Here is a 25,496-nt window from a genome sequence, read left to right on the forward strand (position 1 = left end):
CGAATTCGCCCGTCCTGCGGCACAACGCCGTCATGACTATTTTTGACGCAACCCTCTCCATGAAGGATAATGGAGGGTTCGACAAGCCCCCAGCCCATCTTTCGAGGATCCGCATGACCGCGAAGAAGACCGCGAAGACAGAAACCGCGAAAGCCACCCCTGCATCGCAGGCCGCAGAGATGACCGAGAAGAAGGTCGCCAAGACACGCGTGCCTGACAAAGCTGAAAAGAAAGCCGACGCAGCCGAGGGTGCCACCGCGAGCGAGCCCAAGAAGCGCGGACGCAAGCCCAAGGCCGCCGCTGAAGCCGCGCCCGCAGCCGCCAAGAAGGATCCCAAGAAGGCCGCCTTTGAAGAAGAAGACATTGGCGACATCGAAGCTGAGCTCGAAGGCGAGCCCGAGGCCGTAGAAGCCGAGGTCACCGACGGTGGAGAGGGCGACAAGCCCAAGGCCAAGCCCCTGCGCATGAAGGTGTCGCGGGCGAAAGAACGCGCCCTGATGCGCGAGTTCGGCATCGACGAAACCGCCCTGTCCGAAGAAGAAGTCGCCAAGCGCCGTCAGGAATTGAAAACCCTGATCAAGATGGGCAAGACCCGTGGTTTCCTGACCCATCAGGAAATCAACGACCACTTGCCTGAAAAGCTGATCGAGGCCGAAATCCTCGAGGCCATCATCTCCATGTTGAACGACATGGGCGTGGCGGTCTACGAGCAGGCGCCCGACGCCGCCACGCTGTTGCTGGCCAGCGCCACCACCAGCACCGCCACCGAAGAAGAAGCCGAGGAAGAAGCCGAAGCCGCTTTGTCCACGGTCGATTCCGAGTTCGGCCGCACGACCGACCCCGTCCGCATGTACATGCGTGAAATGGGCACCGTCGAGTTGCTGACGCGCGAAGGCGAAATCGAAATCGCCAAGCGCATCGAAGGTGGCCTGCAGGCCATGATGCTGGCCATCTCGGCGTCGCCCACCACCATCGCCGAAATCCTGTCGCTGTCCGACAAGATCCGCTCTGGCGAGATGAAAATCTCCGAAGTGGTCGACGGTTTTGTCTCCGTGGGCGAAGCCGATGACTACGTCGCCGAAGAAGACTTCGACGAGTTCGACGAAGAAGACGACGACGATGGCAATGGCGGCTCCAAGGCCCTGACCAAGAAGCTCGAAGAGCTGAAGAACCAGGCCCTGGAACGCTTCGACACGCTGCGCACCAACTTCGAGAAGATGGCCAAGGCCTTCGAGAAGGACGGCTACAAGTCCTCGCCTTACAACAAGGCGCAGGACGGCATCAGCCAAGGCCTGATGACCATCCGCTTCACGGTCAAGACCATCGAACGCCTGTGCGACGTGCTGCGCTCGCAGGTCGATGACGTGCGCCGCTACGAGCGCGAACTGCGCAAGATCGTGGTGGACAAGTGCGGCCTGCCGCAAGAGCATTTCATCAAGTCCTTCCCGCCCAACATCCTGAACCTGAAGTGGGCCGAAAAGGAAATCGCAACTGGCAAGCCTTACGCCGCCGTGATGCAGCGCAACCTGCCTGCCATTCAAGAACTGCAGCAGAAGCTGATCGACCTGCAGGCCAAGGCGGTCGTGCCGATCGATGACCTGAAGACGATCAACAAGCGCATGAACGAGGGCGAAAAGGCCTCGCGCGATGCCAAAAAGGAAATGATCGAGGCCAACCTGCGCCTGGTCATCTCGATCGCCAAGAAGTACACCAACCGTGGTCTGCAGTTCCTGGACCTGATCCAGGAAGGCAACATCGGCTTGATGAAGGCGGTGGACAAGTTCGAATACCGCCGTGGCTACAAGTTCTCGACCTATGCGACGTGGTGGATCCGCCAGGCCATCACCCGCTCGATCGCCGACCAGGCCCGCACCATCCGCATCCCGGTTCACATGATCGAAACGATCAACAAGATGAACCGCATCTCGCGCCAGCATTTGCAAGAGTTCGGCTTCGAGCCCGATGCGCCCACGCTGGCCGCCAAGATGGAAATGCCGGAGGACAAGGTCCGCAAGATCATGAAGATCGCCAAAGAGCCGATCTCCATGGAAACGCCGATCGGGGACGACGACGACAGCCACCTGGGCGATTTCATCGAGGACACCAACAACACGGCGCCCATCGAAGCGGCCATGCAGGCCGGTTTGCGCGACGTGGTCAAGGACATCCTCGACAGCCTGACGCCCCGCGAAGCCAAGGTGCTGCGCATGCGTTTCGGCATCGAGATGTCCACGGACCACACGCTGGAGGAAGTCGGCAAGCAGTTCGACGTCACCCGCGAGCGCATCCGCCAGATCGAGGCCAAGGCCATCCGCAAGCTGAAGCACCCCAGCCGTTCGGACAAGCTCAGGACTTACCTGGACAATCTCTGACCAGCTTGAGTTTCAAGCCCTTGCAGTGACACAATGCCCGGCACAGCCCGGGCATTTTTCATGGTGCCCTCACTTCCAAAGGTTCCTCTCGGATGACGACCTGGCAAGACGTCCTGCGCCCCGGCGATGCCAACGACTTCTTCACCCGCGTGGCGATGCCCGCCTTCAATCCGGCCACCAGCGAGTACGTCGAAGGCAATGCACTGTGGCTGGCAGAGCTGAGCCGGCTGGTCTACCGCCACGACATCGAGGAAAGCGCCTCGCCACCCCTGCCCACCCGCAGCAGCTTCCTCGACAAAGTTGGCCTGAAACAGCGGCGTTTTTTCCTGTGCGCCGAGACCGACACGCAGGCCATGCTGGTGACCTCAGGTTCGCCGCCTCATTTCGCGGTGCTGGTGTTCCGCGGCACCGACACCCACCGCGACCGCGTCACCGACATCACGCTGGGCCTGCAATTCCTGGCTTTCCACAAACCTGGGCTGCACCGTGGCTTTCGGCGTGCGCTGGATTCGGTCTGGCCCGAGATCGACGCCGAGCTCGCCACGCTGGACTGCCCCATCTTCTACACCGGCCACAGCCTGGGCGGCGCCCTGGCGACCCTGGCAGCCGCGCGCCGCGCGCCCAAGGTGGTCTACAACTTCGGCGCACCGCGTGTGGGCAACTTGGCTTTTGCCCGGTCGGTGCGCCACTTGACCATTCACCGGGTGGTCGACGACATCGACCTCGTGGCCATGGTGCCGCCCGCGCTGTTGGGCTTTGCCCACGTCGGCCAGGCCGTGCGTTTGCGCGCCCCCCCGGGCAACAGCACCCTCAATCCCTTGGGTTGGCGCGCCAACCCACCTGCCCTGCTGGCGGATCACGCGCCAGTCAACTACATTGACCGGATGCCAAACGCAAGCCATGCCTTTGAATTGGCCTCGAAAACCGTGTGATTTTTAACGCCAACGCTTCACAAGCTGAGCCAACATAGCAAGCCATGGGAACCACCAAGGAATGTGCCGTCATGTTCGCCGACCTGCGCGGCAGCACAGCCCTGTACCTGCGGCTGGGCAACAAGGAAGCGGCCACGGTGGTCACCCACAGCCTGGCCATGCTGGGACAAATCGTGGCCAAGGGCGGCGGCCGGGTCGTCAAGACCCTGGGCGATGGCCTGATGGCGGTGTTCGACGACGCCGAGCGCTCGGTCGAGGCCGCAGCCAGCGCGCAGGATTCGCTGGAACGCCTGGCCCCCCTGCCACGCGACGGCTTGCCCAGCAAAGCCACTGCCCTGAAGATGAAGGTGGCCCTGGCCTGGGGCGAGATCGTCGAGGTTGACAGTGATTGCTTCGGCGATGCCGTCAACGTGGCTGCCCGACTGATCGACCTTGCTGGCGACAACGAGACGCTGGCCACCGGCCCCTTGATCCGTGAACTGCCTTCGGATCAACAGGAGCGCTTCCGAAGCATCGACCGCCTGCACCTGCGTGGCCGCAAGGAACCAGTGCCGGTGCTGCGCATGGAAAGCCGCAAGTTCGGCGACACCGAATCCACCATGATGATGGGCGCCGAGAGCACCGACATGCCCGACGGCGTGCGCCTGACCTGGCTCGGCACCGAACGCATCTTCTCCACCGCCAGCATGCCGCTGACCCTGGGCCGCAGTCCACAGGCCTCGTTCTGCGTCAGCGATGCGCGGGTGTCTCGTTCGCATGTGCGCATCGAATCGCACAGTGGCCACATCTACCTGAGCGACTTGAGCTACAACGGCACGCACGTCAAGTTCGACCACGACGAGCAAATCCTGACCCTGCGGCGTGGCACCTGCACCTTGCACGGCAGCGGCGTGATCTGCATGGGGTCGCCCCCCACCGATGCCACCGCCACCCAAATTCATTTTGAAGTGTTGAGCTTTTCTGACACTTTGCCTCAGTGCTGACGCTTAGACACACCAAGTCACGCATGGGTTAGAGTGATTCGTTGCCGTCCCACCCATGACGACCGCATGACCTCCAATGCAGTTCCACCCGATGAGTCCGCGCGACTAGCGCTTTTGAGCGCCAGCAAATTGCTGGACTCCGAGGTCGATCCCGCGTTCGACGCCTTGATGCGCCTCCTGGTCGCGCAGTTGGACTGCCCCGTGGCGATGATCAACCTGATCGACAGCCACCGCGTGTGGGCCATGGCCCGGGTCGGCATCGAACAACGCCAGTTCTCCCGGCTGGACGCCTTTTGCGCGGAAGTCATCGGGCAAGGCGAGGCCCTGATCGTCCACGACGCCTTGATGGACCAGCGCTTCAAGCACAACGCCTGGGTCACCGGGCCGCCCCACGCCCGCTTCTACGCGGGCGTGCCTTTGATGGTGCAGGGCCAAGCCTTGGGCACGGTCTGCGTGCTGGCTCCCACGCCGATCGATTGGTCGGCGCCACGGTTGCAGAACCTCCAGGACATCGCGCTGACCGCCGCGGCCCTGGTTGAGGCCCGCCTCCACACACAGCGCTTCCGCAAGCTGGAAGCCCGGGTGCGCACCGCCAGTCTGGCCGGCAGCGACTGGTTGTGGGAGACCAATGACCAGGGCGTCATCCAATGGGTCTCGGCCAGCCTGATGCAGCACACCGGCCTGAACCCCTCGACCGAGATCGGCCTCAAGGCGCGCGACCTCTACATCCCGCGCGACGATGACACCCGCGCCTCCTGGGATCGCTTCCTGGCCGCCCGTGCCCGACGCGAACCCTTCAGCCAAGCCATCGCCGACCGCGTGACGCCACGCGGCACCATCACCGTCAGCATCAGTGGCACCCCAGTCTTCAACCAGGCCGGGCGTTTCATGGGCTACCGGGGCGCCAGCAGCAACATCACCCGCCAGATCAACGAGGAGCAGCAGAGCCGCCAAGCCGACCTGCTGCTGAGGCAGGCCATCGAATCCTTCAATGCCGGCGTGATGATCAGTGGCCGTGACGGCCGAATCCTCTTGAGCAACAGCAGTTGGCGCCGACGCATGGGCGCCGACGCGGTCGAAGGCAGCTTGTGGCCCGACCTGCTGCGCAGGCGAATCGCCGATGGCATCTACCCCGATGCGGTGGGGCGCGAAGACGCTTTTTTCGAATGGCGCATGGGCATGGTCGACTTGGCCGAGCCGCAGGAAATCCGCTTGAACAACGCCTGGGTGCTGTCGAACGACCAGCGCCTGCCCGATGGCAGCATCGTCCACTTCTCCATCGGCATCAGCGAAACCAAGCGCCACGCCGCCGCCCTGGCCATCCAGCAAAAAGCGCTGGAGGAATCGCAGGCCCGCCTGACCTCGGTGCTGCGCGCCCTGCCTGACCTCTGGTTCGTCATCGATGGGGAAGGCCGCTACGAGGCCGCTCACGAAGGCCATCCCATGCTGGTGCGCCCGTTCACGGAACTCAAGGGCAGGCCCTTTGGCGCGGGCGTGCCGCCCGACCTGGCCGAACGCGAGTCGCAGGCCATTGCCAAGGCCCATGCCACCGGCCAACCACAGCGGCTGGATTACAGCCTTGACATGGATGGCAGCCTCAAGCATTTCGAGGCGCGGCTGACGCCGATGCCCGACAAGCACACCTTGTTCATCACCCGGGACATGACCGAGCGCATGGTGGCCGCCGAGAAGCTGCGCGTCAGTGAAGAGCTTTACCGCTCGGTGGCCTCGTCCATCAGCGATGGCCTGATCGTGGTGCAGCTCGATGGGCGTGTCGTGGCCATCAACCAGGCGGGCTGCCGCATCCTGGGGGTGCAGTCCGCGGAGCTGGTCAACGTCAGCACCCAGGGGCCGCTGGCTTACCAACTGCTGACCGACGACCTGCAATCGGTGCTGCCACGCGAGCAATGGCCCGTCATCGCCACCATCCTGACCGGCGAGCGGCAGGTCGCCAAGGTGCACCCCTTGCGCCGGCGCGATGGCGAGATCGCCTGGGTCCAGATCAGCAGCCACATGCTGCGCGTCAACACGCAGGCCCAACCTTTCGCGGTGGTGGCCACCTTCCGCGACATCACGCAGGAGCGCCAGGCCGCCCAGGCCCTGGCCCTGAGCGAAGAACGCTGGAAGTTCGCGCTGGATGGCGCAGGCGACGGGGTGTGGGACTGGGATGCCGCCGCCAACCGCACCTTCTATTCGCACCGCTGGAAGGCCATGCTGGGATACGAAGACCAGGACATCAGCGACCAGGTGTCCGAGTTGACCGAGCGCATCCATGCCGACGACCGTGCCCCCGTGGTCGCCGCCCTGAGTGCTTACCTGGAACAAGACCAGGGCCTGTTCCAGGCCGAGTTCCGCATGCGCCACAAGCTGGGCCACGATGTGTGGATCCTGTCGAGGGGCAAGATCGTCAGCCGCGATGCCCAGGGACACCCGGTGCGCGTCGTGGGCACCCATTCGGACATCACCCCCATCAAGCGAGCCGAACAGGCGCTGCGCGAAAAACAATCGGCCGAAGCCGCCAGCGCGGCCAAGAGTGAATTCCTTTCACGCATGAGCCACGAAATCCGCACGCCCTTGAACGCGGTGAACGGCTTCGCCCAGTTGCTCAAACTGCAACTGTCCAACACCCCCGGGGCTTCTCAGCACATCAGCTTCGTCGACCAGATCCTGCACGGCAGCCAGCACCTCATGGCCCTGGTCAACGACGTGCTCGACCTGCAAAAGGTGGAAGCCGGCATCCTGACGCTGAAGACCGAAGCACTGCCATTGCTGGGCGAGGTGCAGCAGTGCGTCGCCATGTTGGGGCCACTGGCCTCGCAGCGCGGCATCGCCCTGCAGGTCAATGTGGACCCGGCCTACCAGGTCAACGCCGACCGCCAACGCCTGCGCCAGATCCTGATGAACATCGGCTCCAATGCCATCAAGTACAACCAGGCCGGCGGCACGGTTTGGTTCGACTCCGACCTGCGGGAGGACGGCAGCATGGCCCTGACCATTCGCGACACCGGTCCCGGCATGAGCCCCCAGCAATTGGGGCGCCTGTTCCAGCCCTTCGAACGACTCGGTCGAGAAACCTCATCGATTGAAGGTTCCGGACTTGGACTTATCATCACGCGCTCGCTGATCGAAGCCATGGGGGGAAGCATGGAAATTCGAAGTCAACCAGGCTCGGGGACACGGGTCAACATCGTCATGCCGGCGGCAGCCAATGGCCACATGCCAGAAACCGGTGACACACTGAACACACACATGGACAAACCCGATGGCGGCAACCATGCCGCCAAACAGCACCGCGAGACATCCCGCGCGGAACAGACACCACTTCACGTGCTCTACGTCGAAGACAACCGCATCAACGCGATGTTGTTCGAAGAAGCCCTGCGCCCCTATCCGCAACTCAGCCTCGAAATCGCCGAAGACGGTCAGATGGCCTTGTCCATGGCCCGGGACAAGGCGCCCGATGTGCTGGTGCTCGATGCCCACTTGCCCGGCATGTCCGGATTTGACGTGTTGCGGGCCTTGCGCACCTTGCCTTTGCTGGAAAACACCCCGGCCTTCATGTGCTCGGCCGACGCCATGCCCGACGACGTGGCCCGCGCCACGGCCGCCGGCTTCGCGGGTTACTGGACCAAGCCGATCGACATCCAGCAGGTGACCTCCGTTTTGTGCAAGCTGGCCGACAGGGGTGACAATGCAGCCCCATGACCTTTGCCACTGAACCCCGTTTCGAACACGGACAAGCCAGCCCCAGCACCGGCGTTCTGCTGGTCAACCTGGGCACCCCCGAATCGCCCACGCCAGCGGCATTGCGCCGCTACCTCGGCCAGTTCCTGAGCGACCCGCGCGTGGTGGAAATTCCCCGCGCGGTCTGGTGGCTCATCCTGCATGGCATCGTGCTGCGGGTGCGCCCCGCCAAGTCGGCCGCCAAGTACGCGAGCATCTGGATGAAGGAAGGTTCACCGCTGCGCGTGTGGACCGAAAAGCAGACGACATTGCTGCAAGGCTTTCTGGGTGAACAGGGCCACCGCTTGATCGTCAGGCACGCGATGCGCTATGGCCAGCCCAGCATCGCCCACCAGCTGGATGCCTTGAAGCAGGAAGGCGCCACCCGCATCCTGATCGTGCCGCTGTACCCTCAGTACTCGGGCGCGACCACGGCCAGCGTGATGGACGATGTTTTCAGCTGGGGCCAAGGCATCCGCCACCTGCCCGAACTGCGCAGCATCGCGCGCTTCCACGACGACGCCGGCTACATCGAGGCACTGGCCCACAGCGTGCGCGCCCACTGGGCCAGCCATGGCCGTGCCGGCAGGCTCGTGATGAGCTTCCATGGCATGCCCGAGCGCACCCTGCATCTGGGCGACCCTTATCACTGCGAGTGCCTCAAGACCGGCCGCCTGCTGGCGGAACGCCTGGACCTGAAGTCCGACGAGTACGTGGTCACCTTCCAGAGCCGTTTCGGCAAGGCCAAGTGGATCGAGCCCTACACCGAGCCCACCTTGCGCGCTTTGGCCAAGGCCGGCACCCAACGGGTCGATGTGATCTGCCCGGGCTTCGTGGGGGACTGCATCGAGACCCTGGAAGAGATCGCCATGGAAGGCAAGCAAGCCTTCCTGAGCAGCGGCGGCCAGGAGTTCAACTACATCCCCTGCCTGAACGATCGCTTGGAATGGATCCGGGCCTTGAGCACGCTGGTGGCCAAGCACCTGCAAGGTTGGCCCACCCAAGTCGCCGAGCAACCCTCACCTGCGGCCTTGGCCGCGCAGCGGGAGCGTGCCAAGGCCTCAGGCGCTCAACGCTGAGCGCTGCCGCCGGAAGTGCAGCATGCGGCCCCGGTAGGGACCGGCGCCGGGCACCACGGTGTCCAGGTTGGTCATGCGGTAGTCGAAGCCCAGGGCCTGCATGTGCTGGGTGAAGCGTGAGCGGTGGCCCCGGTTGGGGTCGACGATGACGATCTCGACCGCCTCGGCGGAATGCCGGTCGATGAAGTCCGACAACTGCTGAGGATGGCTGCGCTCGTACAGCACATCGCTGCCGATGATGAGGTCGAACTGGCCCAGGCCAGCGTTGGCGGTGGTCCATTGCCCGGTGAGGTACTTCATCAGGGGCAAGGCGTTGAGCAGCAGGTTGGCGCGCAAAAAAGTTTCGGCCAAAGGGTGGCAATCGCTGGCGGTGACATCGGCCAGGCGGCGGTGGGCCACCAGGCTGGCCAAACCCAGGCCACAGCCGATTTCAAGGATGCGTTTGCCGGCCAGGTCATCGCGCTGCTGCATCGCGCCGGCCAGGTGCTGGGCCGAAGGCCAAAGCATGCCGAACAAGGGCCAGGTGGCCGCCGAGATGCCCTGGGCCAGCGCCGCCCCGTCCGGGTCGTGGAACTGCTGGCGGTCCAGCAGCGAACGGATCTGCAGATCGTCTCCCCCCGCGATGGCGACGGACTGGAACTTGACCTGGTAACCCAGGTCGGGGGCGGCGGCGGTCATGCAAGGCTCCTGGCGCGGCACGGTGGCCGCTGACGTCGGAAACCAATCGTTCGAATCGAACAGGCACGACGCCGTGAACGGGCAATGCAGGACGAGGCGTAAGAGAGGGAAGTAGGAAGAAAGAGGCCCGACTCTACACCCGGCGTTGACGTTGCCGGTAAGCCGCCGGCGTCATGCCCGTGACTTTCTTGAACAAACGGCCAAATGCCACCCGGTCCTGGTAGCCGACTTGCGCGGCGATCTCCTGCACCGGCAGGTGGTCGGACTCCAGCAGGTCCTTGCCACGCTCGATGCGCACGGCTTGCTGGTACTGGATGGGCGTCAGGCCCGTGGCCGCCAGGAAGCGCCGTTGCAGCGTCCGCACACTGACGTGGATTTGGGCCGCGAGTTCATCCAGCGTGAAGCTGTCGGCGTGGTGGTCGGCGATGTAGGTTTCCAGTTTGCGCACCTCGGCATCGCCGTGCTGGCGCCAGCCCTGCGGTGGGGCGTACAAGGCCTGTGGGCCACGCTGCACATCGGTCACCAGCATGCGGGCCAGTTCGCGGGCCGTGTCGCGCCCAGCCATCAACTGCACGACGTACAGGCAGGCGTCGACCGCCGCCAGAGATCCACCCGAGCAGATGAAGTTGCCATCGTGCGTGAGGTTCTCGGCGGGCTGCAATTGCACTTCCGGAAAGCGCGCGTGAAAGCCATCGGCCAGCATCCAGTGCGTGGTGGCGCGGCGTTGGTTCAAGCGTCCGCTGGCGGCCAGCAGGTAGGCCCCAGTGCACATGGTGGCCACCAGCACCCGGGGCGGCAATGCCCGCAGCGCGTCGATCAGCAAGGGTTGGTCGGCCACCGCCGCATCGCCATGGGCCCACAGCGAAGGGATGACCACCAAGGCCATGCGGGCCAGGTCGGCCAAGCCCCCATCGACCGCCAGCAGGCCGTCGGGATGCGGCACGGGCTGGCCATCCTGGCTGATGCGGGACAGCGCGAAACGGTGCGTGCCAGGCAGTTGATTTGCCATGCGGAAGGTGTCGAACACCAAGCCCACGCTCGCCAGACTGTGGTGCCGACACAGCACCACCCCGATTTGGTGGACCTGCCTGGCTGGTTTGACCATATCAGCCTCAAAGATGTCCAAAACGACAATTCTACAGAGGACAGGGACACGGGACAATGCGCGCAAATCGACGAAAGGCCTTCATGAGCGACCTCGTTCTGCACCACTACAACGAATCTCCCTACGCTGAAAAGATCCGGGCCTTGCTGGGCTACAAGGGTTTGAACTGGCGCTCGGTCATCGTGCCGCGCATTGCACCCAAGCCCGACCTGGTCGCCCTGACCGCCGGCTACCGCAAGGTGCCCGTGCTGCAGATCGGCGCTGATGTGTTTTGCGACACGCGCATGATTGCGCTGGAGTTGGAGCGATTGGCGCCTTCGCCCGCCACCCAAGGCTGCGGCTGGAACGACATCGTCGAACACTGGGTGGACCTGACCCTGTTTGGCAAAGCCGTGGCCTACACCTTCGGCAAGAACGTCGATCACCTGCCCGATGAATTTTTGGCCGACCGCGCCGCTTTGCGTGGCGCCCCCTTGAACCGTGAAGCGCTCAAGCGCGCGGTGCCACTGGCCGAGCAGGAACTGGCCATCAATGTGGCCTGGGTGGAAAGCGGCCTGGCCGCGCAGCCTTTCGTCAACGGCGGCACACCGGGCACCGGCGATTTCACCTTGTATTCGACCCTGTGGTTCGCCCGCAATGGCCGCTTCGACTTCACACGCTTTCCCAAGACCGCCGCGTGGATGGAACGCATGAAAGCCTTCGGCCATGGCGAACGCACGGACATGACGGCCGAGGAGGCCATCGCATTGGCCGCAGCCAACCAGCCCGCGCCGCTCACCTACCAAAGCGTGTCGCCCGACGTGTCGGGCCTGGCCTTGGGACAGCTCGTCAGCGTCACGCCCGAATCACTGGGACACGGCACCACGGTCGAAGGCGAACTGGTGGGCATCAATGCCGAACGGCTGACCCTGGAACAGCACAATGAGCGTGTGGGCCACGTCCGCGTGCATTTCCCCCGACTCGGCTACCGCGTTCGGGAGGTCAAGGCATCATGAGCTGGACGCTTTACACCTTTGCCATGTCCCACTACAGCGAGAAGATCCGCTGGACCCTGGAGGTCGCCAACATCGACTACCGCGAAGTGCGCATGACGCCGGTGTTCCACATCGCGCCTGCGCTGATCATGGGCATGCGCGGCAAAACCACCCTGCCCGTCTTGAAGACACCCCGGGCCACCATCCAGGACAGCAGCCGCATCCTGTTGTGGCTTGAAGAAACGCACGCGCCCTTCACCTTGATCCCCAAGGCTCTGAGCCAGGACATCCACGCCGTCGAACGCCGGTTCGATGCCATCGGCAAGGACGTGGCCCGTGCGCTGTACGCGGCCAGCTTCGGCCAGGGGGACGCGCACATCCTCAAGCTGTGGACCGACCACGCCACGCCCTGGCAAGCGGTCTTCGTGCGCCAGGCCTACGGCTTCATCCGCTGGGCTTTCCGGCGCAAACTCAACATCACCGAGCGAGGGGCCGCGCGGGCCCACCAACGCATCACCGAAGTGATCGATTGGCTGGAAGGCCAGCTGAGCGAAGGCCGCACATACCTGGTGGGCCACCAATTCACGGCGGCCGACATCACGGCGGCGTCCTTGCTGGCGCCCATCGCCTGCCCGCGCCAGCACCCAGTCTATGGTGACCCGGTCTACCAGCAGACCATGGTGGATGCCACAGCGCCATGGCGTGACCGGCGTGCGCTGCAATGGGTGCGATCGATGTACGACCTGCACCGCGGACAGTTCCAGGCCGACAGCCAGGTCAGGCAAGCGGCCTGATCAACAAGGTTCAGGCCAGGACGGCTTGCTGCGCCTGAAGCCACTGCCTGGCCACCTGGGCCTCCAGCGGCCGGCTGAACACGAAGCCCTGGATCACGTCGCAGCCGTGCAGGGTCAGCCAGTCCACGCTGTCCTCCTGCTCGACGCCCTCGATGGTCACGGTCAGACCCAGGCGGTGGCCCACGTCGATCATGGCCTTGAGCACCTCCTGCTTGCGCTGTGACTCTTTCAGGTCGGTCACGAAGCTGCGGTCCACCTTCACCTCGTCCAGCGGAAGCTCCTGCAGGATGGCCAGCGAGGAATAGCCGGTGCCGAAGTCGTCCAGCGCGATCTGCACACCGGCGCGCCGCAAGGCCGACAGGATGCCCAAGGCGCGCTCGCGGTCGCTCAGCGCGGCCGACTCGGTCACCTCGAGGATCAGCCGCTCGGGCGGGCAATGCTCTTCGCGCAGAATGGCCAGCACCTGCTCCACGAAACGGGGCGTGGCCAAATCAAACGCCGAGATGTTGACTGACACGCGCACGTCGGGATCGGGCAAGGTCAGCAGGAAACGCGCCGTCTCGCGGATGGCCCACATGGTCAGGCGGTTGATCGCGCCCGTGGCCTCGGCTTCGGCGATGAAGGCGCCGGGCGGGATCATGCCCCGCACCGGGTGACGCCAGCGCACCAGGGCTTCGAAGGACTTGGTCTGGCGCGAAGGCAGGTCGACCTTGGGCTGGTAATGCAGCACCAGTTCGCCGCGCACGATGGCGCCTTCCAGGTCCAGCGTCAGGCCATAGGACAGCTGCTCGCGCTTCATGCGTTCGGCATCGAACATGACCACGCGCTGGTGGGCGTTGCTCCACTGCAAGGCCACCCGCGCTTCATCGATCATGTCGTGGGCCTGGTTCTGCTCGGAAGGCGTGCAGGACACCCCCACGTGCGGGTCCCAGGCGATGAACAGGCCATCTTGCTCGTAGCGGTGCGTGAGGAAAGCCGTGAGCTCCACCATGGCCGCCTTGGGCGGCTGGCCCACCGAGGCAAAAGCCAGGGTGCCGTCATCGAGCGCGACCACGTACAAAGCGTTTTCCACCGTCAACAGGCGCAGGTCGTCCCGCCCCTGCAGCCACTCGGCAATGGTGCTGGCATAGCCTTCCACCAGTTTGGCCAGGCGCTCACGCGGCAGGATGGATTCGAGGAAAGACAAGCGGTTGAGCCTGATCACCCACAGTGACAACACCAAGGGCCTTGGTGTGAGCGTGGCCCGCCGAAGCGCCTCGTCCAGCAAGGCCTGGTTGGGCAAGCCGTAGCGCAGGTGGTGGGTGGCCACGTGCCGCAGTTGCGATTCGTAGGCCAGACGTTGCTCCAGCTCACGGGTGTGCGCCTGCTGCGCTTGAAGCCCCTGCTCACGCTCGACGCGCATGCGGTAGGCCAGCGCCACGGCCAGGCTCATGGCCTTGACCACGCTGGCGAACAAGGCCGACAAGCGGGCCGCGGGGCCCAGCACGCCCAACACCCCTAGCAGCACGCCGACCAGGCCCAAGGCCTGTGCACCCACGCCCACCGCGAGGATGCGCGGCAAGTGGCCGCCGCGCCAATGCCTCAGACACAAGGCCACCAGCAGCAGCAGGTAGCCCAAGGGCAGGACATTGACAGCGGCCCCTAGCGGCTGGCTCATGGGAATCGCCACCGCCAGCAGCATCAAACTCAAGGCGGTGGCCACGACCAGCTTGACCAAGAACTTCTCGATGCGCGCCAGCGGCAGGATGCGATTGACCACCACGGTGCCCGCCATGCAGGCCGTCAAGGTCCACATGAAAGGTGGCAGGTTGAAGGCGGGATGCGCTGGCCACAAGAACTCGAAAGCATCGCCTTCGCCGGCCAGCGTGCCCATCAACAGGGGCACCAGTTCGATCACGAGCAACATGGCCGCGGGGATGCGGTTGACCAGCAGGCCCAGCACACCGCAGCAGATCACCAGCAGCACCGCGCCATAGCCCAGGAACTTGGCCATGGCCATCTTGCGCTCGACGGCCCAGAAATTGGCCGGCTGCCAATACTCGAAAGCCACCAACATGGCGCCTTGGTTGCGGATGTAGCAGCGCACTTCCAAGGTCTCGCCCGAACGCCAGGTCAAGGGCAGGATGAAGCGGGGATGCGGGATCGGGCGCTCGGCGTAAGGCCGGTGGTCGCCCATCCGGTAGGTGGTGGTCTCGCCCCTCGGTGAAGTGACCACGCAATCCACCCAGTCGGCGAAAGGCTCGGTCACCACCAGCCAGCCGGACATCGCCTGCCGGCCCGGATTGGCGAGCCGCGCTCGGGTCCAGACACCTTCATCGCTGAAGCCCAGGGGCCGGATGCCCAAGGCTTGGGGTGCCCAAGGGGCGGCGTCGTCGGGCGGCTCGACGGCCTCGGTGGCGGAGGCCGCCTTGGCAGGGCGCAACATGGCCATGGGCACCTGTTCGCCGCGACCCGGCAACGCCGAGACATCGGCGACGCCAAAGCCAGGCGGGCTGGCCTGGGCCACCGCCATGCCGAACCACAGGAAAACCATCCACAGTATCCGCGCCACCGAGCACCTTGTTGGTTGAAGGCAACCCTTGGTATCGGCAGCCCGGCGGGGAACTTGATCAGGGCAACTCGGGGGTGCCCTCGTCGGCGTCCAGCGGGTTCTCGGTGGGCAGCAAGGCCTGGGCTTGCGCATCGGGCATGGACTCGACGCCCTTGAGCGCGCGCCCCATCATGCGGGTGCGCGTTTCGACCGATGAAATCGTGTTGCCCGCCTCTTCCAGCTTCTTCTTGGTCTTGGCCAACACGTCGCCGAACTTGGCGAACTCGGTCTTGACCGCACCCAGCACCTGCCAGACCTCGGACGAACGCTGCTCCAGCGCCAGGGTGCGGAAACCCATCTGCAGGCTGTTGAGCGTGGCGAGCAAGGTGGTGGGGCCGGCCAGCATCACCCGGTGTTCGCGCTGCAGGGCTTCAAAAAGGCCGGGACGGCGCAGCGCTTCGGCGTAGAGGCCTTCGGTGGGCAGGAAAAGGATGGCGAAGTCGGCGGTGTGCGGCGGCGCCAGGTATTTTTCAGCGATGGTGCGGGCCTCCGCGCGCAGGCGCTGCTCGATGGCCTTGCCGGCCGCCTCGACCGCCGCCACATCGGCACGGTCTTGCGCTTCCAGCAGGCGCTCGTAGTCTTCGCGCGGAAACTTGGCGTCCAGCGGCAGCCACAAGGGGGCCGAGCCTGGTGCGCCACGGCCCGGCAAGCGGATCGCGAACTCGACCCGGGCACCGCTGCCGGGCACAGTCTCGACGTTGACGGCGTATTGCTCGGGCGTGAAGACCTGCTCCAGCAAACCGGCCAGCTGCACCTCGCCGAAGATGCCGCGCGTCTTGACGTTGTTCAGCACCCGGTTGAGCGAGCCCACGTCACTGGCCAGGCGCTGCATCTCGCCCAGGCCGCGGTGCACCAGCTCAAGCCGGTCGGCCACCTGCTTGAAGCTTTCACCCAAGCGGGCTTCTAACGTCGCGTGCAGCTTCTCGTCCACGGTCTGGCGCATCTGCTCCAGCTTCTTCTCGTTGTCGGCCTGCAAGGCTTGCAAGCGCGTGTCGACGGTGGTCCGAACTTCGATCAGGCGGCGCTCGTTGGTGTCGGACAACTGCCTCAGTTGCTCATTCAAGGTGTCGGAAAAGCGCTTGAAAGCGGAATCCTGCGTCTCGCGCGTGGCTTGTGCCTGTTCAGCCAAGGTGGTGGTGGTCTGGCGCAGGGTGTCGCTCAGCGACTGCTGCATCTGAGCCAGCTGCACGCGGAAGCTGTCGAGTTGCTCGTTCTGCGTGCGGACCACGTCGCCCTGCTGCGCGAGCAAGGTCTGCTGGAAATGGGCCAGGGTGGAGCCCAACTCCTGGCGCGTGCCGGCGGCACTGCGGGCCACCTCGTCGCGCAGGTTGCGGTCGAGTTGTTCGCTTTGGCTGCGCAGGTCGTGTTTCAGCTCGTCGGCCACGCGCTTCAAGGGCGCATCATCGCCACGCCGCGTGGCCAGCCACAGCAGCAAGGCCAGGTTCAAGGCCAGCAAAATCCAGGTGATCCAGTTCATGGCCGGCATTGTCTCAGACAGCGACATGCGCGCATGAGAAAGGCCGCCCGCAGGCGGCCTGGTTCAAGGGGCAATGCTCCCCAGCTTTTCAGTCGGCCAACACTGGCGCGCCAGTCTTCTCGCGCACCTGCTCCAGCGTCACATCGGGTGCCAACTCCACGCACTTGAAACCCGCGGGCGTCACGTCCAGCACGCACAGCTCGGTGATGATGCGGTTGACCACGCCCACGCCCGTCAAGGGCAAGCTGCAGGCCTTGAGGAGCTTGTGTTCGTTCCCCTTGGCGGTGTGTTCCATCAGCACGATCACGCGCTTGACGCCGGCCACCAAATCCATGGCGCCGCCCATGCCCTTGACCATCTTGCCGGGGATCATCCAGTTGGCCAGGTCGCCATGTTCGCTGACCTGCATCGCGCCCAGGATGGACAAGTTGATCTTGCCGCCGCGGATCATGGCAAAGCTGTCGTGCGAGCCAAAGATGGACGAGCCGGGGATGGTGGTCACGGTTTGCTTGCCGGCGTTGATCAGGTCGGCGTCGACCTGGTCTTCGGTCGGGAAAGGGCCGATGCCCAGCATGCCGTTTTCGCTCTGCAACCAGACATCGATGTCGGGCGACACGTGGTTGGCCACCAGCGTGGGCAGGCCGATGCCGAGGTTGACGTAGAAGCCATCCTGCAATTCAGCCGCCGCCTTGGCGGCCATTTGGTCGTGGGTCCAAGGCATGGTCAGGCTCCTGCTTTTTCGGTGATGGTGCGCTTTTCGATGCGCTTTTCGGGGTGGGCATTCACCACGATGCGGCTCACGTAGATGCCAGGCAGGTGCACGCTGTCCGGGTCCAGCTCGCCGATCTCGAGCAAGTGCTCGACCTCGACGATGGTGACCTTGCCGGCCATGGCCACCGCCGGGTTGAAGTTGCGCGCCGTGCGGCGGAACACCAGATTGCCCGACTTGTCGGCCTTGTAGGCCTTGACCAGCGACACTTCGGGCAGCAGGGCCCGTTCCATCACGTAGGTGCTGCCATCGAAGTCGCGCGTTTCCTTGCCTTCGGCCACCAGGGTGCCCACACCGGTCTTGGTGAAGAAGGCCGGGATGCCCGCACCACCGGCCCGCAGCTTCTCGGCCAGTGTGCCCTGGGGGGTGAATTCAAGCTCCAACTCCCCGGCCAGGTACTGGCGCTCGAACTCCTTGTTCTCGCCCACATAGCTCGAAATCATCTTCTTGATCTGACGGCTGTTGAGCAACTTGCCCAGGCCAAAACCATCGACGCCAGCGTTGTTGGAAATCACCGTGAGGTCTTTGACGCCGGACGCCGCCAGGGCGTCGATCAAGGCCTCGGGAATGCCACACAGGCCGAAGCCGCCGACCGCCATCAACTGACCGTCCTTGACGATGCCGGCCAGGGCGCTGGCTGCATCGGGATAGACCTTGTTCATCCAATCACTCCTTGTGCATGGGACACGCGGCGCAGCACCGGCGAGCCGGGTTTCGCTGCACTGCAACATTGCCAGCGTACACCGGCTGGCCGTCAAAAATCCAGCGAATTGGACGAAAAACCACCCGCAGAGTTGCTTACCCCGGCAAAGCGGGCGGTGCCTCGGTGCCAGGCAGCGCAGGCACGGGCCCGACAATGGCACGCAGGAAAGGCGGCAGCGGGATGGGCCGCCTTTCCGCCGAGCTGACCCACACCAGGGTGGCCCCGCCTGCCGCGCAGACCTCGCCGGGCTGATCGGTGCGCTCAATGGTCACGAAAGTGTCGAAGCTGGTGCGACCCGGGTTGGCGACGTAGAGTTTGACCAACACCTGCGCGGGGAACTCCAGCTCGCGGTAGAAATTGCAGAAGGTGTTCGCGATCACCGGGCCATCGACCCCGCTGGCAACCGGACCGCTGAGGCTGGCAATCCAGGCCACCCGCACTTGCTCCATGTACCGGAAATAGACCACGTTGTTGACGTGGCCCAAGGCGTCCATGTCGCCCCAGTAAACAGGCAGGGTGACGTGGTGAACGAGGATCTTGTCTTCGGGGATGTCCAGTCGCATGGTTTCTCAGGCGGTCAGGCGGCGGTCATGCCGTCGTCGGCGGAAATGATGGCACCGTTGATGAAATCACTCTGCGGCGCGCACAGCGTGACCAACAAGGCATCCAGGTCTTTGGCTTGGCCCAGGCGCTTGCGCGGCAGCATGTTGATCAACTTCTTCCCGGCTTCGCTGTTGAAGTGCCGCGAGTTCAGCTCGGTCTCGATGTAGCCGGGGCAGATGGCGTTGGTGGTGATGCCGAAACGGCCCCATTCAGCCGCCATGACCTTGGTCATGTGCACCACGGCGGCCTTGCTCATGCAGTACACGCCGATCATCGGCATGGTGCGCAAGCCACCAGCCGACGCGATGTTGACGATGCGGCCACCAGTGAAGGTGCCAGGCGCCGAGCCCTGGGCACGGGCCAGCATGCGCTTGGCCACTTCCTGCGCGGTGAAAAAGGCGCCGCGGGTGTTGGTGTCGAAGATGAAATCGTAGCTTTCGGCGGTCACGTCTTGCAGGCGTTCGGTGGTGCTGACACCCGAGTTGTTGATCAGGATGTCGATCGCACCGACCTCGGTCTCGGCGTGGGCCACGGCGGCGCGGATGCTGTCGATGTCGGTCACGTCCATGCCAACCACGTGCGCATCGCCACCGGCGGCTTCGATCTCGGCGCGCAAGGTCTTGAGGCGCTCGACACGGCGTCCGGCGAGCACGACGGCGGCGCCAGCCTGGGCCAGGGTCAGGGCGAACTGGGTGCCCAGTCCGCTGGAAGCACCGGTGATCAGGGCCACGCGGCCGGCCAAGTCAATGTTGTAGCTCATGCTGGGGCAATTCCTCTGCGAATCTCTCAGGGGGGTTTTATAAGGTGGATGGTTTGAACCTTAGCACGGGGCACCGCATTTGGCCCCGATGCGCAGATTTTCGAACGATCGTGCTTTTTTCCGGCAAAATATGAAACACAGCCCGTTTTAGAATCGCTGGTTCAGTCCAGAACACAACAACATTCATCCGCCCAGTAGAAGGAAGCACGATGACGCCCCAGGAAATCCTTGCCCAGTTTGGCCCACGTGAATCGATGGAATACGACGTGGTCGTCATCGGCGCCGGCCCGGGTGGTCTGGCCACGGCCATCCGCCTGAAGCAACTGGCCGCCGCCGCTGGCAAAGAAGTGTCGGTTTGCGTGCTGGAAAAAGGCTCCGAACCGGGCGCTCACATCTTGTCGGGCGCCGTGATGGACCCGCGCGCCATCACCGAACTCTTCCCCAACTGGAAAGAACTCGGCGCGCCGCTGAACCAGCCCGTCACGGCCGACGAGGTGCTGTTCATGACCAGCGAAACCAGCGTCTTCAAGACCCCGCAGGCCCTGATCCCCAACAACTTCCACAACGAAGGCAATTACGTCATCAGCCTGGGCAACGTGGTGCGCTGGCTGGGCCAGCAGGCCGAGGGCCTGGGCGTCGAAATCTTCCCCGGTTTCGCCGCCGCCGAAGTGCTCTACAACGATGACGGCAGCGTCAAGGGCGTGGCCACCGGCAACCTGGGTGTCGACAAGTCCGGCGAGCCCACCGACAACTTCCAGCTGGGCATGGAACTGCTGGCCAAGTACACCATCTTCGCCGAAGGCGCGCGTGGTCACCTGGGCAAGCAACTGATCAGCAAGTTCAAACTGGACGATGGCAAGGCGCCTCCCAGCTTCGGCATCGGCATCAAGGAACTCTGGGAAATCGACCCGGCCAAGGCACAACCGGGCTTGGTGGTGCACACCGCTGGCTGGCCCATGGACTCCGAAACCTTCGGTGGCGGTTTTCTGTACCACCTGGAAGACAACAAGGTCACCTTGGGCCTGGTGGTCGGCCTCGATTACAAGAACCCTTGGCTGAGCCCGTTCGAAGAGATGCAGCGCTGGAAGAAGCACCCGAGCATCCTCAAGCACATCGAAGGCGGCAAGCGCATCAGCTATGGCGCTCGCGCCATCAACAACGGCAGCCTGCCCAGCCTGCCCAAGACCGTGTTCCCTGGTGGCGCCCTGGTCGGTTGCGACGCTGGCTACATGAACGCCTCGCGCATCAAGGGCAGCCACGCGGCCATCAAGTCGGGCATGCTGTGCGCTGAAGCGGCCTTCGCCGCCGTGACCGCGGGCCGCCAGTACGACGAGTTGAACGCCTACCCCGTGGCCTTCGAGAAGAGCTGGCTGCACGACGAGCTGAACGGCGCCAAGAACTTCAAGACCTGGTTCAAGAAGGGCCTGTACGTGGGCTCGATCATGACCGGCGTCGAACACTGGCTGCTGCCTCGCTTGGGCATCAAGTCGCCGCCGTGGACCCTGCCCAATCCCGCCGCGGACCACACCTTCCTCAAGCCGGCGGCCGAGTGCGCCAAGATCGATTACCCCAAGCCCGATGGCAAGATCACCTTCGATCGCCTGAGCTCGGTGTTCGTGTCCAACACGAACCACGAGGAACACCAGCCGGCCCACCTGACCTTGAAGAACGCTTCGGTGCCGGTGGACATCAACCTGGCCAAGTACGCGGGCCCCGAGTCGCGCTACTGCCCGGCGGGCGTGTACGAATTCGTCAAGAACGAAGACAACACGGACCGGCTGCAGATCAACGCGCAAAACTGCGTGCACTGCAAGACCTGCGACATCAAGGACCCCACCCAGAACATCGTCTGGGTCACGCCTGAAGGTGGCGGCGGGCCGAACTACGCAGGCATGTAAACAGTCGCCGCTCCAGGAAGCCCACCATCATGACCAAAGTAGTAATCAGCGGAACCGGCTTGTTCAAGCCTTCCCAGACCATCACCAACGCTGAGCTGGTGGAGTCCTTCAACGCCTACGTCGAGCTGCAGAACGCCAAGTTCGCCGACCAGATCGCCGCCGGAGAACGCGAGCCGCTCGCGCCTTCCAGCGTCGAGTTCATCGAGCGTGCCTCAGGCATCAAGCAGCGCTACGTGATGGACAAGAGCGGCGTGCTGGACCCGCACCGCATGTTTCCCCGTCTGGCCCCACGTGCTGATGACGAACTGTCCTTGATGGCGGAGATCGCGGTCCACGCCTCCCGCCAGGCCATGGAACAGGCCGGCAAGCAGGGCAAGGACATCGATGGCGTGATCTGCGCGGCCTCCAACATGCAGCGCGGCTACCCCGCCATGGCCGTCGAGATCCAGCAGGCGCTGGGCGCTGGCGGCTATGGCTTCGACATGAACGTGGCCTGCTCTTCGGCCACCTTTGGCATCGAGCAGGCCGTCAATGCGATCCGCGCGGGCACCGCCCGTTGCGTGCTGGTGATCAATCCCGAGATCACCTCGGGCCACCAGGAATGGCGCGACCGCGATTGCCATTTCATCTTTGGCGATGCCTGCACGGCCGTCATCGTGGAACGCGCGGACACCGCCACCAGCAACGACCAATGGGAAGTGCTGGGCACCAAGCTGGCCACGCAGTTTTCCAACGCCATCCGCAACAACTTCGGCTACATGAACCGTTGCGAGGACACCGACCCCAACGCCCGCGACAAAACTTTCCGCCAGGAAGGCCGCAAGGTGTTCAAGGAAGTGGTGCCCATGGCCGCCGCCCACATCGAGGCGCACCTCAAGGACCTGTCTTTGCAGCCCGTGGACGTGCGCCGCTTCTGGCTGCACCAGGCCAACCTGAGCATGAACCAGCTGGTGATCAAGAAGCTGGTGGGTGGCGAAGTCACCCCCGACATCGCACCGCTCATCCTGGATGAGTTCGCCAACACCTCGTCGGCCGGTTCGGTGATCGCTTTCCACGTTCACCATGGCGACCTGAATCGAGGCGCCCTCGGCGTGATCTGCTCGTTCGGGGCAGGCTATTCGATCGGCAGCGTGGTGGTGCGCAAGCTGTAAAACTCAGCGGTCCTCGCCGCCACTGTCGCCGTGGTCGGGCATTTCAATGACTTGGCCGACGGGAATGGGCTCGTCATCCGCGAGCGCCCTGGCCGCATCGCGTTCGGCCTTCAGCTGAGCGCGACGCTCTGCAAAAAATGACTTGAGCAGCCTGGACGCCGGCTCGGCCAGCAAGCCCCCGACAATCTGCGTGTGGTGGTTCAACTGCCGGTTGGCGAACAAATCGAGCACCGAACCGGCCACGCCGGTTTTGGGGTCGGGCGCGGCGAACACCACACGTTTGAAGCGCGCGTGCATCAGGGCCATGGCGCACATGGCACAGGGCTCCAAGGTGACGTAGAGCTCGCAATCCGGCAGGCGGTAGTTTTCCAGCAATTGCGAGGCGTGGCGCAAAGCCACGATCTCTGCGTGCGCGGTGGGGTCGTGCGTGGTGATGGGGCGGTTGTAGCCAGTGGCGATCACCTGCCCTTCCCGCATGATGACGGCACCCACGGGCACCTCGCCCGCCAGCCAGGCGTTGTGGGCCTGGTCGAGGGCGATGCGCATGGCGCTGTCATCGGCGGGGGTGAACCCGCTGTCGGTCTTGTCGTCGTTCACGGCTTGGGGTCGGCTTGCTGTTCGAGGTCCGAGGCACGGTTCTGCATCGCCCGGTTGACATCATCTTGCACCTGCTTTTGCAGTTGCTGGCCTTGCTGGACGGTGTCGACTTGAGGCGCCTTGCCATTCACGGCATCGCTGACCGGAGACGACGAGGCGGTGGCCGCCTTGTGGCTGCCCGAGCCGCTCAACTGGTGCTTGGCGATCAACCCCACGATGGCCAGCACGACCAACAGGCCCACCAATGAAAACAAACCACGCATGTCGGCGTCATCCTTCGGCGTTGTTCGCCGCGCTGGTCCCCGGCTCGGGTATGCGCAGATTATGGCCCGTAGCCCACCCCTACCCGGCGGCTGGCGCCCTTTCGGCGATCAAGGCCCGCAACAAGGCATCGATGTCACTGGGATCAACGGGCTTGGTGAGGTGCCCGGCAAAACCGGCCTGGCGGGAGGCATTCAGGTCGTCGTCCGACCCATAGCCTGACAAGGCGATGCAGGGCATTCGGGGCGCCAGGGCCCGCGCAACTTCTCGGCCACTGCCATCAGGCAAGCCCAGGTCGCTCACCACGGCGTCGAAACCATGCTGCCCCGCTTTGTGCAAGGCGTCCTTGATGCTCATCGCGTGGGTCACTTCGTAGCCCTGCATGTCCAAGGCCATGGACAGCGCCTCGGCGGAATCGAGGTTGTCCTCCACCAACAGCACCGAACGACGCACTGCAACCGATGGCGCGGGCACACTGCCCCGCCCGGATGGCGCGCTGTCGACCTGGTCTTGCACTGCCGGCAATGACAGGGTGAAGGTCGCGCCATGGCCCGGCCCCTCGCTGTCGGCCCGCAGTTCCCCGCCATGGGCCTGGGCCAGGCCATGCGCGATGGCCAGGCCCAGGCCCAAGCCACCAAACTGCCGGGCAATTTGGGGATCAACCTGCTCGAAGGGCATGAACAGGCGTTGCAAGGCGTCGGGCTGGATGCCGATGCCCGTGTCCTGGCAACTGACCTCGACACGCCCGGCGTTCAGGCGGCTGCGCACCGTCAAGCTGCCACTGGGCGGGGTGAACTTGATGGCATTGCGGATCACGTTCCAGAGGATTTGCTGCAGGCGGCTCGCATCACCAGCCACCACCAGCGAGCCGAGCGCGAGGTCTTTGTGGAGCCACAGCTTCTTGCCTCGGATGTCATCGCCCAGCATTTCCAGCACGGCCGAGATCAGCAATTGGATGTCCACTGGTTTTGATTGCAAGTTGAGCTTGCCGTGGTCGATGCTGGTGAGGTCGAGCAGATCGTCGATCAGGCGAGCTTCCAGCGCCACATTGCGCCGGATCATGGTGACGAGGCTCTTCAGGTCGTCGGGCAAAGCCAGGCGACGTTCAAGCACCTCGGCGGCGGCCGAGATGGGCATGAGCGGTGTGCGCAATTCGTGGGACAACACGGCCAGAAAGCGGTCCTTGGCGCGGTTGGCGCGCTCGGCCTCGTCCTTGGCACTCTGCAGGGCCTGCGCGGCCGCCTGCGCTTGCGTCCCATCGCGCACGATCTTCGAGAAACCAATCAGCCGCCCATCATCGCCGTGCACGAGGGTGGTCACGCCAGTGGCAAAAAAAGTGTCGCCGTTCTTGCGCTGCAACCATCGGTCATCGCTGCTGCGTCCCGAGACGGTAGCGTGGTGAAGTTCTTGCTCGAACACCTCCGACTTGCGGTCCTCCTCGCGGAAAAGAAAGCCAGCATGCCGGCCCATCACCTCTTCACGGCGCCAACCGAAGATGGTCTCGGACGCGTTGTTCCAGGCGCGGATGCAGCCACTCGGGTCGATGAGCAGCACGGCGTAGTCGCGCAGCGACTCAACCAGGCGGCTGTACACCGTGTTGGATTCGCGCAGGGCCTGCTCGACGCTGAGCCGCTGGCGACGCTCGCTCACTTCGCGCATGGCGCGCCGCAGCACATAGGGCAAACGCTGCAACCTGGACTTGAGCAGGTAATCGGTGGCCCCGGCCTTCAGCATTTCAACCGCGATCTCCTCGCCCATCACGCCCGACACGATGATGAACGGGATGTTGGGCGACAGTCGCAAGGCCAGTTCGAGCGCTTCCCCGCCCGAAAAGCTGGGCAATGAAAAGTCGGACAGGACCACATCGTGGCCGCCGTTTTCCAGCGCCCGCGTGTAGGCCGCTTCGTCGCTGACCCAGTCAACGGTCACGTCGAGCTCGGCCGAACGCCGCAAGGCTTCGGTCAGGAGCTCCGCATCCATGGGATCGTCCTCCAGCAGGAGGACACGAAGCGACAGCAAGTCGGAAGGCGGTGTCAGCTTGGCCATC

At 64.3% G+C, this 25,496-nt stretch carries 20 protein-coding genes; 9 read left to right on the plus strand and 11 right to left on the minus strand.

The features are described from left to right. Nucleotides 1–113 precede the first annotated feature (113 nt). The 5 genes from rpoD (at nucleotide 114) to hemH (ending at nucleotide 9,089) form a co-directional block, all read left to right on the plus strand. Nucleotides 114–2,372 carry an RNA polymerase sigma factor RpoD gene (gene rpoD / locus ACREB4_RS06515; protein ID WP_431587393.1) on the plus strand — a complete coding sequence of 753 codons (2,259 nt, stop codon included), beginning with the start codon at nucleotides 114–116 and terminating at the stop codon, nucleotides 2,370–2,372. Between the two features lie 92 nt (nucleotides 2,373–2,464). Further along, entirely contained in the window at nucleotides 2,465–3,304 is an 840-nt protein-coding gene (locus ACREB4_RS06520; protein ID WP_431587394.1) for a lipase family protein, read from the plus strand. Nucleotides 3,305–3,348: 44 nt separating this feature from the next. Next, the gene (locus ACREB4_RS06525; protein ID WP_431587395.1) at nucleotides 3,349–4,287 is read left to right on the plus strand and encodes an adenylate/guanylate cyclase domain-containing protein; all 939 of its coding nucleotides are present in this window, start codon (nucleotides 3,349–3,351) and stop codon (nucleotides 4,285–4,287) included. A 66-nt stretch (nucleotides 4,288–4,353) separates the two neighbouring features. Further along, a complete protein-coding gene (locus tag ACREB4_RS06530) occupies nucleotides 4,354–7,992 on the plus strand; it encodes a PAS domain S-box protein (RefSeq protein ID WP_431587396.1) in 3,639 nt (1,212 codons plus the stop codon). After that, complete coding sequence (hemH, locus tag ACREB4_RS06535; RefSeq protein ID WP_431587397.1) at nucleotides 7,989–9,089, plus strand: ferrochelatase; 1,101 nt, start codon at nucleotides 7,989–7,991, stop codon at nucleotides 9,087–9,089. The genes ACREB4_RS06530 and hemH overlap by 4 nt, the downstream gene beginning before the upstream one ends. Here hemH and ACREB4_RS06540 read toward each other — a convergent pair. Both ACREB4_RS06540 and ACREB4_RS06545 read right to left on the minus strand, forming a co-directional pair. Then, nucleotides 9,072–9,767 carry a class I SAM-dependent methyltransferase gene (locus tag ACREB4_RS06540; protein WP_431587398.1) on the minus strand — a complete coding sequence of 232 codons (696 nt, stop codon included), beginning with the start codon at nucleotides 9,765–9,767 and terminating at the stop codon, nucleotides 9,072–9,074. The two genes, hemH and ACREB4_RS06540, sit on opposite strands and share 18 nt — an antisense overlap. Nucleotides 9,768–9,900: 133 nt before the next feature. Next, nucleotides 9,901–10,872, minus strand: coding sequence for a GlxA family transcriptional regulator (locus ACREB4_RS06545; protein WP_431587399.1), 972 nt, complete (start codon nucleotides 10,870–10,872; stop codon nucleotides 9,901–9,903). An 83-nt stretch (nucleotides 10,873–10,955) separates the two neighbouring features. On the opposite strand from ACREB4_RS06545, the gene ACREB4_RS06550 reads away from it, so the two are divergent. Continuing rightward, a complete protein-coding gene (locus tag ACREB4_RS06550; protein WP_431587400.1) occupies nucleotides 10,956–11,867 on the plus strand; it encodes a glutathione S-transferase family protein in 912 nt (303 codons plus the stop codon). Beyond that, entirely contained in the window at nucleotides 11,864–12,640 is a 777-nt protein-coding gene (locus ACREB4_RS06555; RefSeq protein WP_431587401.1) for a glutathione S-transferase family protein, read from the plus strand. The genes ACREB4_RS06550 and ACREB4_RS06555 overlap by 4 nt, the downstream gene beginning before the upstream one ends. A 10-nt stretch (nucleotides 12,641–12,650) precedes the next feature. Here the strand turns inward: ACREB4_RS06555 and ACREB4_RS06560 are convergent, their stop codons facing one another. The 6 genes from ACREB4_RS06560 to ACREB4_RS06585 all read right to left on the minus strand — a co-directional run bounded on the left by ACREB4_RS06560 (nucleotide 12,651) and on the right by ACREB4_RS06585 (nucleotide 19,542). Next, a complete protein-coding gene (locus tag ACREB4_RS06560) occupies nucleotides 12,651–15,173 on the minus strand; it encodes an EAL domain-containing protein (RefSeq protein WP_431587402.1) in 2,523 nt (840 codons plus the stop codon). A gap of 76 nt (nucleotides 15,174–15,249) precedes the next feature. Beyond that, nucleotides 15,250–16,707, minus strand: coding sequence for a DNA recombination protein RmuC (gene rmuC, locus ACREB4_RS06565; protein WP_431587403.1), 1,458 nt, complete (start codon nucleotides 16,705–16,707; stop codon nucleotides 15,250–15,252). Between the two features lie 88 nt (nucleotides 16,708–16,795). Continuing rightward, entirely contained in the window at nucleotides 16,796–17,428 is a 633-nt protein-coding gene (locus ACREB4_RS06570; RefSeq protein WP_431587404.1) for a CoA transferase subunit B, read from the minus strand. A 2-nt stretch (nucleotides 17,429–17,430) separates the two neighbouring features. Next, on the minus strand, nucleotides 17,431–18,138 hold the full coding sequence (locus ACREB4_RS06575) for a CoA transferase subunit A (RefSeq protein ID WP_431587405.1): 708 nt from the start codon (nucleotides 18,136–18,138) through the stop codon (nucleotides 17,431–17,433). 136 nt (nucleotides 18,139–18,274) lie between these two features. Then, nucleotides 18,275–18,742 (minus strand): acyl-CoA thioesterase, encoded by a 468-nt coding sequence (locus tag ACREB4_RS06580; protein WP_431587406.1) that lies wholly within the window; start codon nucleotides 18,740–18,742, stop codon nucleotides 18,275–18,277. Between the two features lie 14 nt (nucleotides 18,743–18,756). After that, complete coding sequence (locus ACREB4_RS06585; RefSeq protein ID WP_431587407.1) at nucleotides 18,757–19,542, minus strand: SDR family oxidoreductase; 786 nt, start codon at nucleotides 19,540–19,542, stop codon at nucleotides 18,757–18,759. A gap of 209 nt (nucleotides 19,543–19,751) precedes the next feature. On the opposite strand from ACREB4_RS06585, the gene ACREB4_RS06590 reads away from it, so the two are divergent. After that, nucleotides 19,752–21,440, plus strand: coding sequence for an electron transfer flavoprotein-ubiquinone oxidoreductase (locus ACREB4_RS06590; RefSeq protein ID WP_431587408.1), 1,689 nt, complete (start codon nucleotides 19,752–19,754; stop codon nucleotides 21,438–21,440). Between the two features lie 29 nt (nucleotides 21,441–21,469). After that, nucleotides 21,470–22,591: a beta-ketoacyl-ACP synthase III gene (locus ACREB4_RS06595; protein ID WP_431587409.1), complete on the plus strand. Its 1,122-nt coding sequence runs from the start codon at nucleotides 21,470–21,472 to the stop codon at nucleotides 22,589–22,591. 3 nt (nucleotides 22,592–22,594) lie between these two features. Here the strand turns inward: ACREB4_RS06595 and tadA are convergent, their stop codons facing one another. From tadA to ACREB4_RS06610, 3 genes are all read right to left on the minus strand, one after another. Continuing rightward, entirely contained in the window at nucleotides 22,595–23,137 is a 543-nt protein-coding gene (gene tadA / locus ACREB4_RS06600) for a tRNA adenosine(34) deaminase TadA (protein ID WP_431587499.1), read from the minus strand. A gap of 47 nt (nucleotides 23,138–23,184) precedes the next feature. After that, on the minus strand, nucleotides 23,185–23,451 hold the full coding sequence (locus ACREB4_RS06605) for a hypothetical protein (protein ID WP_431587410.1): 267 nt from the start codon (nucleotides 23,449–23,451) through the stop codon (nucleotides 23,185–23,187). Between the two features lie 79 nt (nucleotides 23,452–23,530). Beyond that, nucleotides 23,531–25,495 (minus strand): response regulator, encoded by a 1,965-nt coding sequence (locus ACREB4_RS06610; protein WP_431587411.1) that lies wholly within the window; start codon nucleotides 25,493–25,495, stop codon nucleotides 23,531–23,533. Nucleotide 25,496: the final 1 nt, after the last annotated feature.

The organism is Aquabacterium sp., assembly GCF_050725395.1.
In the GTDB taxonomy this organism is placed as follows: Bacteria; Pseudomonadota; Gammaproteobacteria; order Burkholderiales; family Burkholderiaceae_C; genus Aquabacterium.

What these genes read in the sequence shown, in the direction of transcription:
- ACREB4_RS06590 (WP_431587408.1), top strand. Translation starts at nt 19,752, where the DNA reads ATGACGCCCCAGGAAATCCTTGCCCAGTTTGGCCCACGTGAATCGATG.
- ACREB4_RS06570 (WP_431587404.1), bottom strand. Translation starts at nt 17,428, where the DNA reads ATGCCTTGGACCCACGACCAAATGGCCGCCAAGGCGGCGGCTGAATTG.
- tadA (WP_431587499.1), bottom strand. Translation starts at nt 23,137, where the DNA reads ATGCGCATCGCCCTCGACCAGGCCCACAACGCCTGGCTGGCGGGCGAG.
- ACREB4_RS06575 (WP_431587405.1), bottom strand. Translation starts at nt 18,138, where the DNA reads ATGAACAAGGTCTATCCCGATGCAGCCAGCGCCCTGGCCGGCATCGTC.
- rpoD (WP_431587393.1), top strand. Translation starts at nt 114, where the DNA reads ATGACCGCGAAGAAGACCGCGAAGACAGAAACCGCGAAAGCCACCCCT.
- ACREB4_RS06585 (WP_431587407.1), bottom strand. Translation starts at nt 19,542, where the DNA reads ATGAGCTACAACATTGACTTGGCCGGCCGCGTGGCCCTGATCACCGGT.
- ACREB4_RS06580 (WP_431587406.1), bottom strand. Translation starts at nt 18,742, where the DNA reads ATGCGACTGGACATCCCCGAAGACAAGATCCTCGTTCACCACGTCACC.
- ACREB4_RS06525 (WP_431587395.1), top strand. Translation starts at nt 3,349, where the DNA reads ATGGGAACCACCAAGGAATGTGCCGTCATGTTCGCCGACCTGCGCGGC.
- ACREB4_RS06610 (WP_431587411.1), bottom strand. Translation starts at nt 25,495, where the DNA reads ATGGCCAAGCTGACACCGCCTTCCGACTTGCTGTCGCTTCGTGTCCTC.
- hemH (WP_431587397.1), top strand. Translation starts at nt 7,989, where the DNA reads ATGACCTTTGCCACTGAACCCCGTTTCGAACACGGACAAGCCAGCCCC.
- ACREB4_RS06520 (WP_431587394.1), top strand. Translation starts at nt 2,465, where the DNA reads ATGACGACCTGGCAAGACGTCCTGCGCCCCGGCGATGCCAACGACTTC.
- ACREB4_RS06545 (WP_431587399.1), bottom strand. Translation starts at nt 10,872, where the DNA reads ATGGTCAAACCAGCCAGGCAGGTCCACCAAATCGGGGTGGTGCTGTGT.
- ACREB4_RS06555 (WP_431587401.1), top strand. Translation starts at nt 11,864, where the DNA reads ATGAGCTGGACGCTTTACACCTTTGCCATGTCCCACTACAGCGAGAAG.
- ACREB4_RS06530 (WP_431587396.1), top strand. Translation starts at nt 4,354, where the DNA reads ATGACCTCCAATGCAGTTCCACCCGATGAGTCCGCGCGACTAGCGCTT.
- ACREB4_RS06550 (WP_431587400.1), top strand. Translation starts at nt 10,956, where the DNA reads ATGAGCGACCTCGTTCTGCACCACTACAACGAATCTCCCTACGCTGAA.
- rmuC (WP_431587403.1), bottom strand. Translation starts at nt 16,707, where the DNA reads ATGAACTGGATCACCTGGATTTTGCTGGCCTTGAACCTGGCCTTGCTG.
- ACREB4_RS06605 (WP_431587410.1), bottom strand. Translation starts at nt 23,451, where the DNA reads ATGCGTGGTTTGTTTTCATTGGTGGGCCTGTTGGTCGTGCTGGCCATC.
- ACREB4_RS06595 (WP_431587409.1), top strand. Translation starts at nt 21,470, where the DNA reads ATGACCAAAGTAGTAATCAGCGGAACCGGCTTGTTCAAGCCTTCCCAG.
- ACREB4_RS06540 (WP_431587398.1), bottom strand. Translation starts at nt 9,767, where the DNA reads ATGACCGCCGCCGCCCCCGACCTGGGTTACCAGGTCAAGTTCCAGTCC.
- ACREB4_RS06560 (WP_431587402.1), bottom strand. Translation starts at nt 15,173, where the DNA reads ATGGTTTTCCTGTGGTTCGGCATGGCGGTGGCCCAGGCCAGCCCGCCT.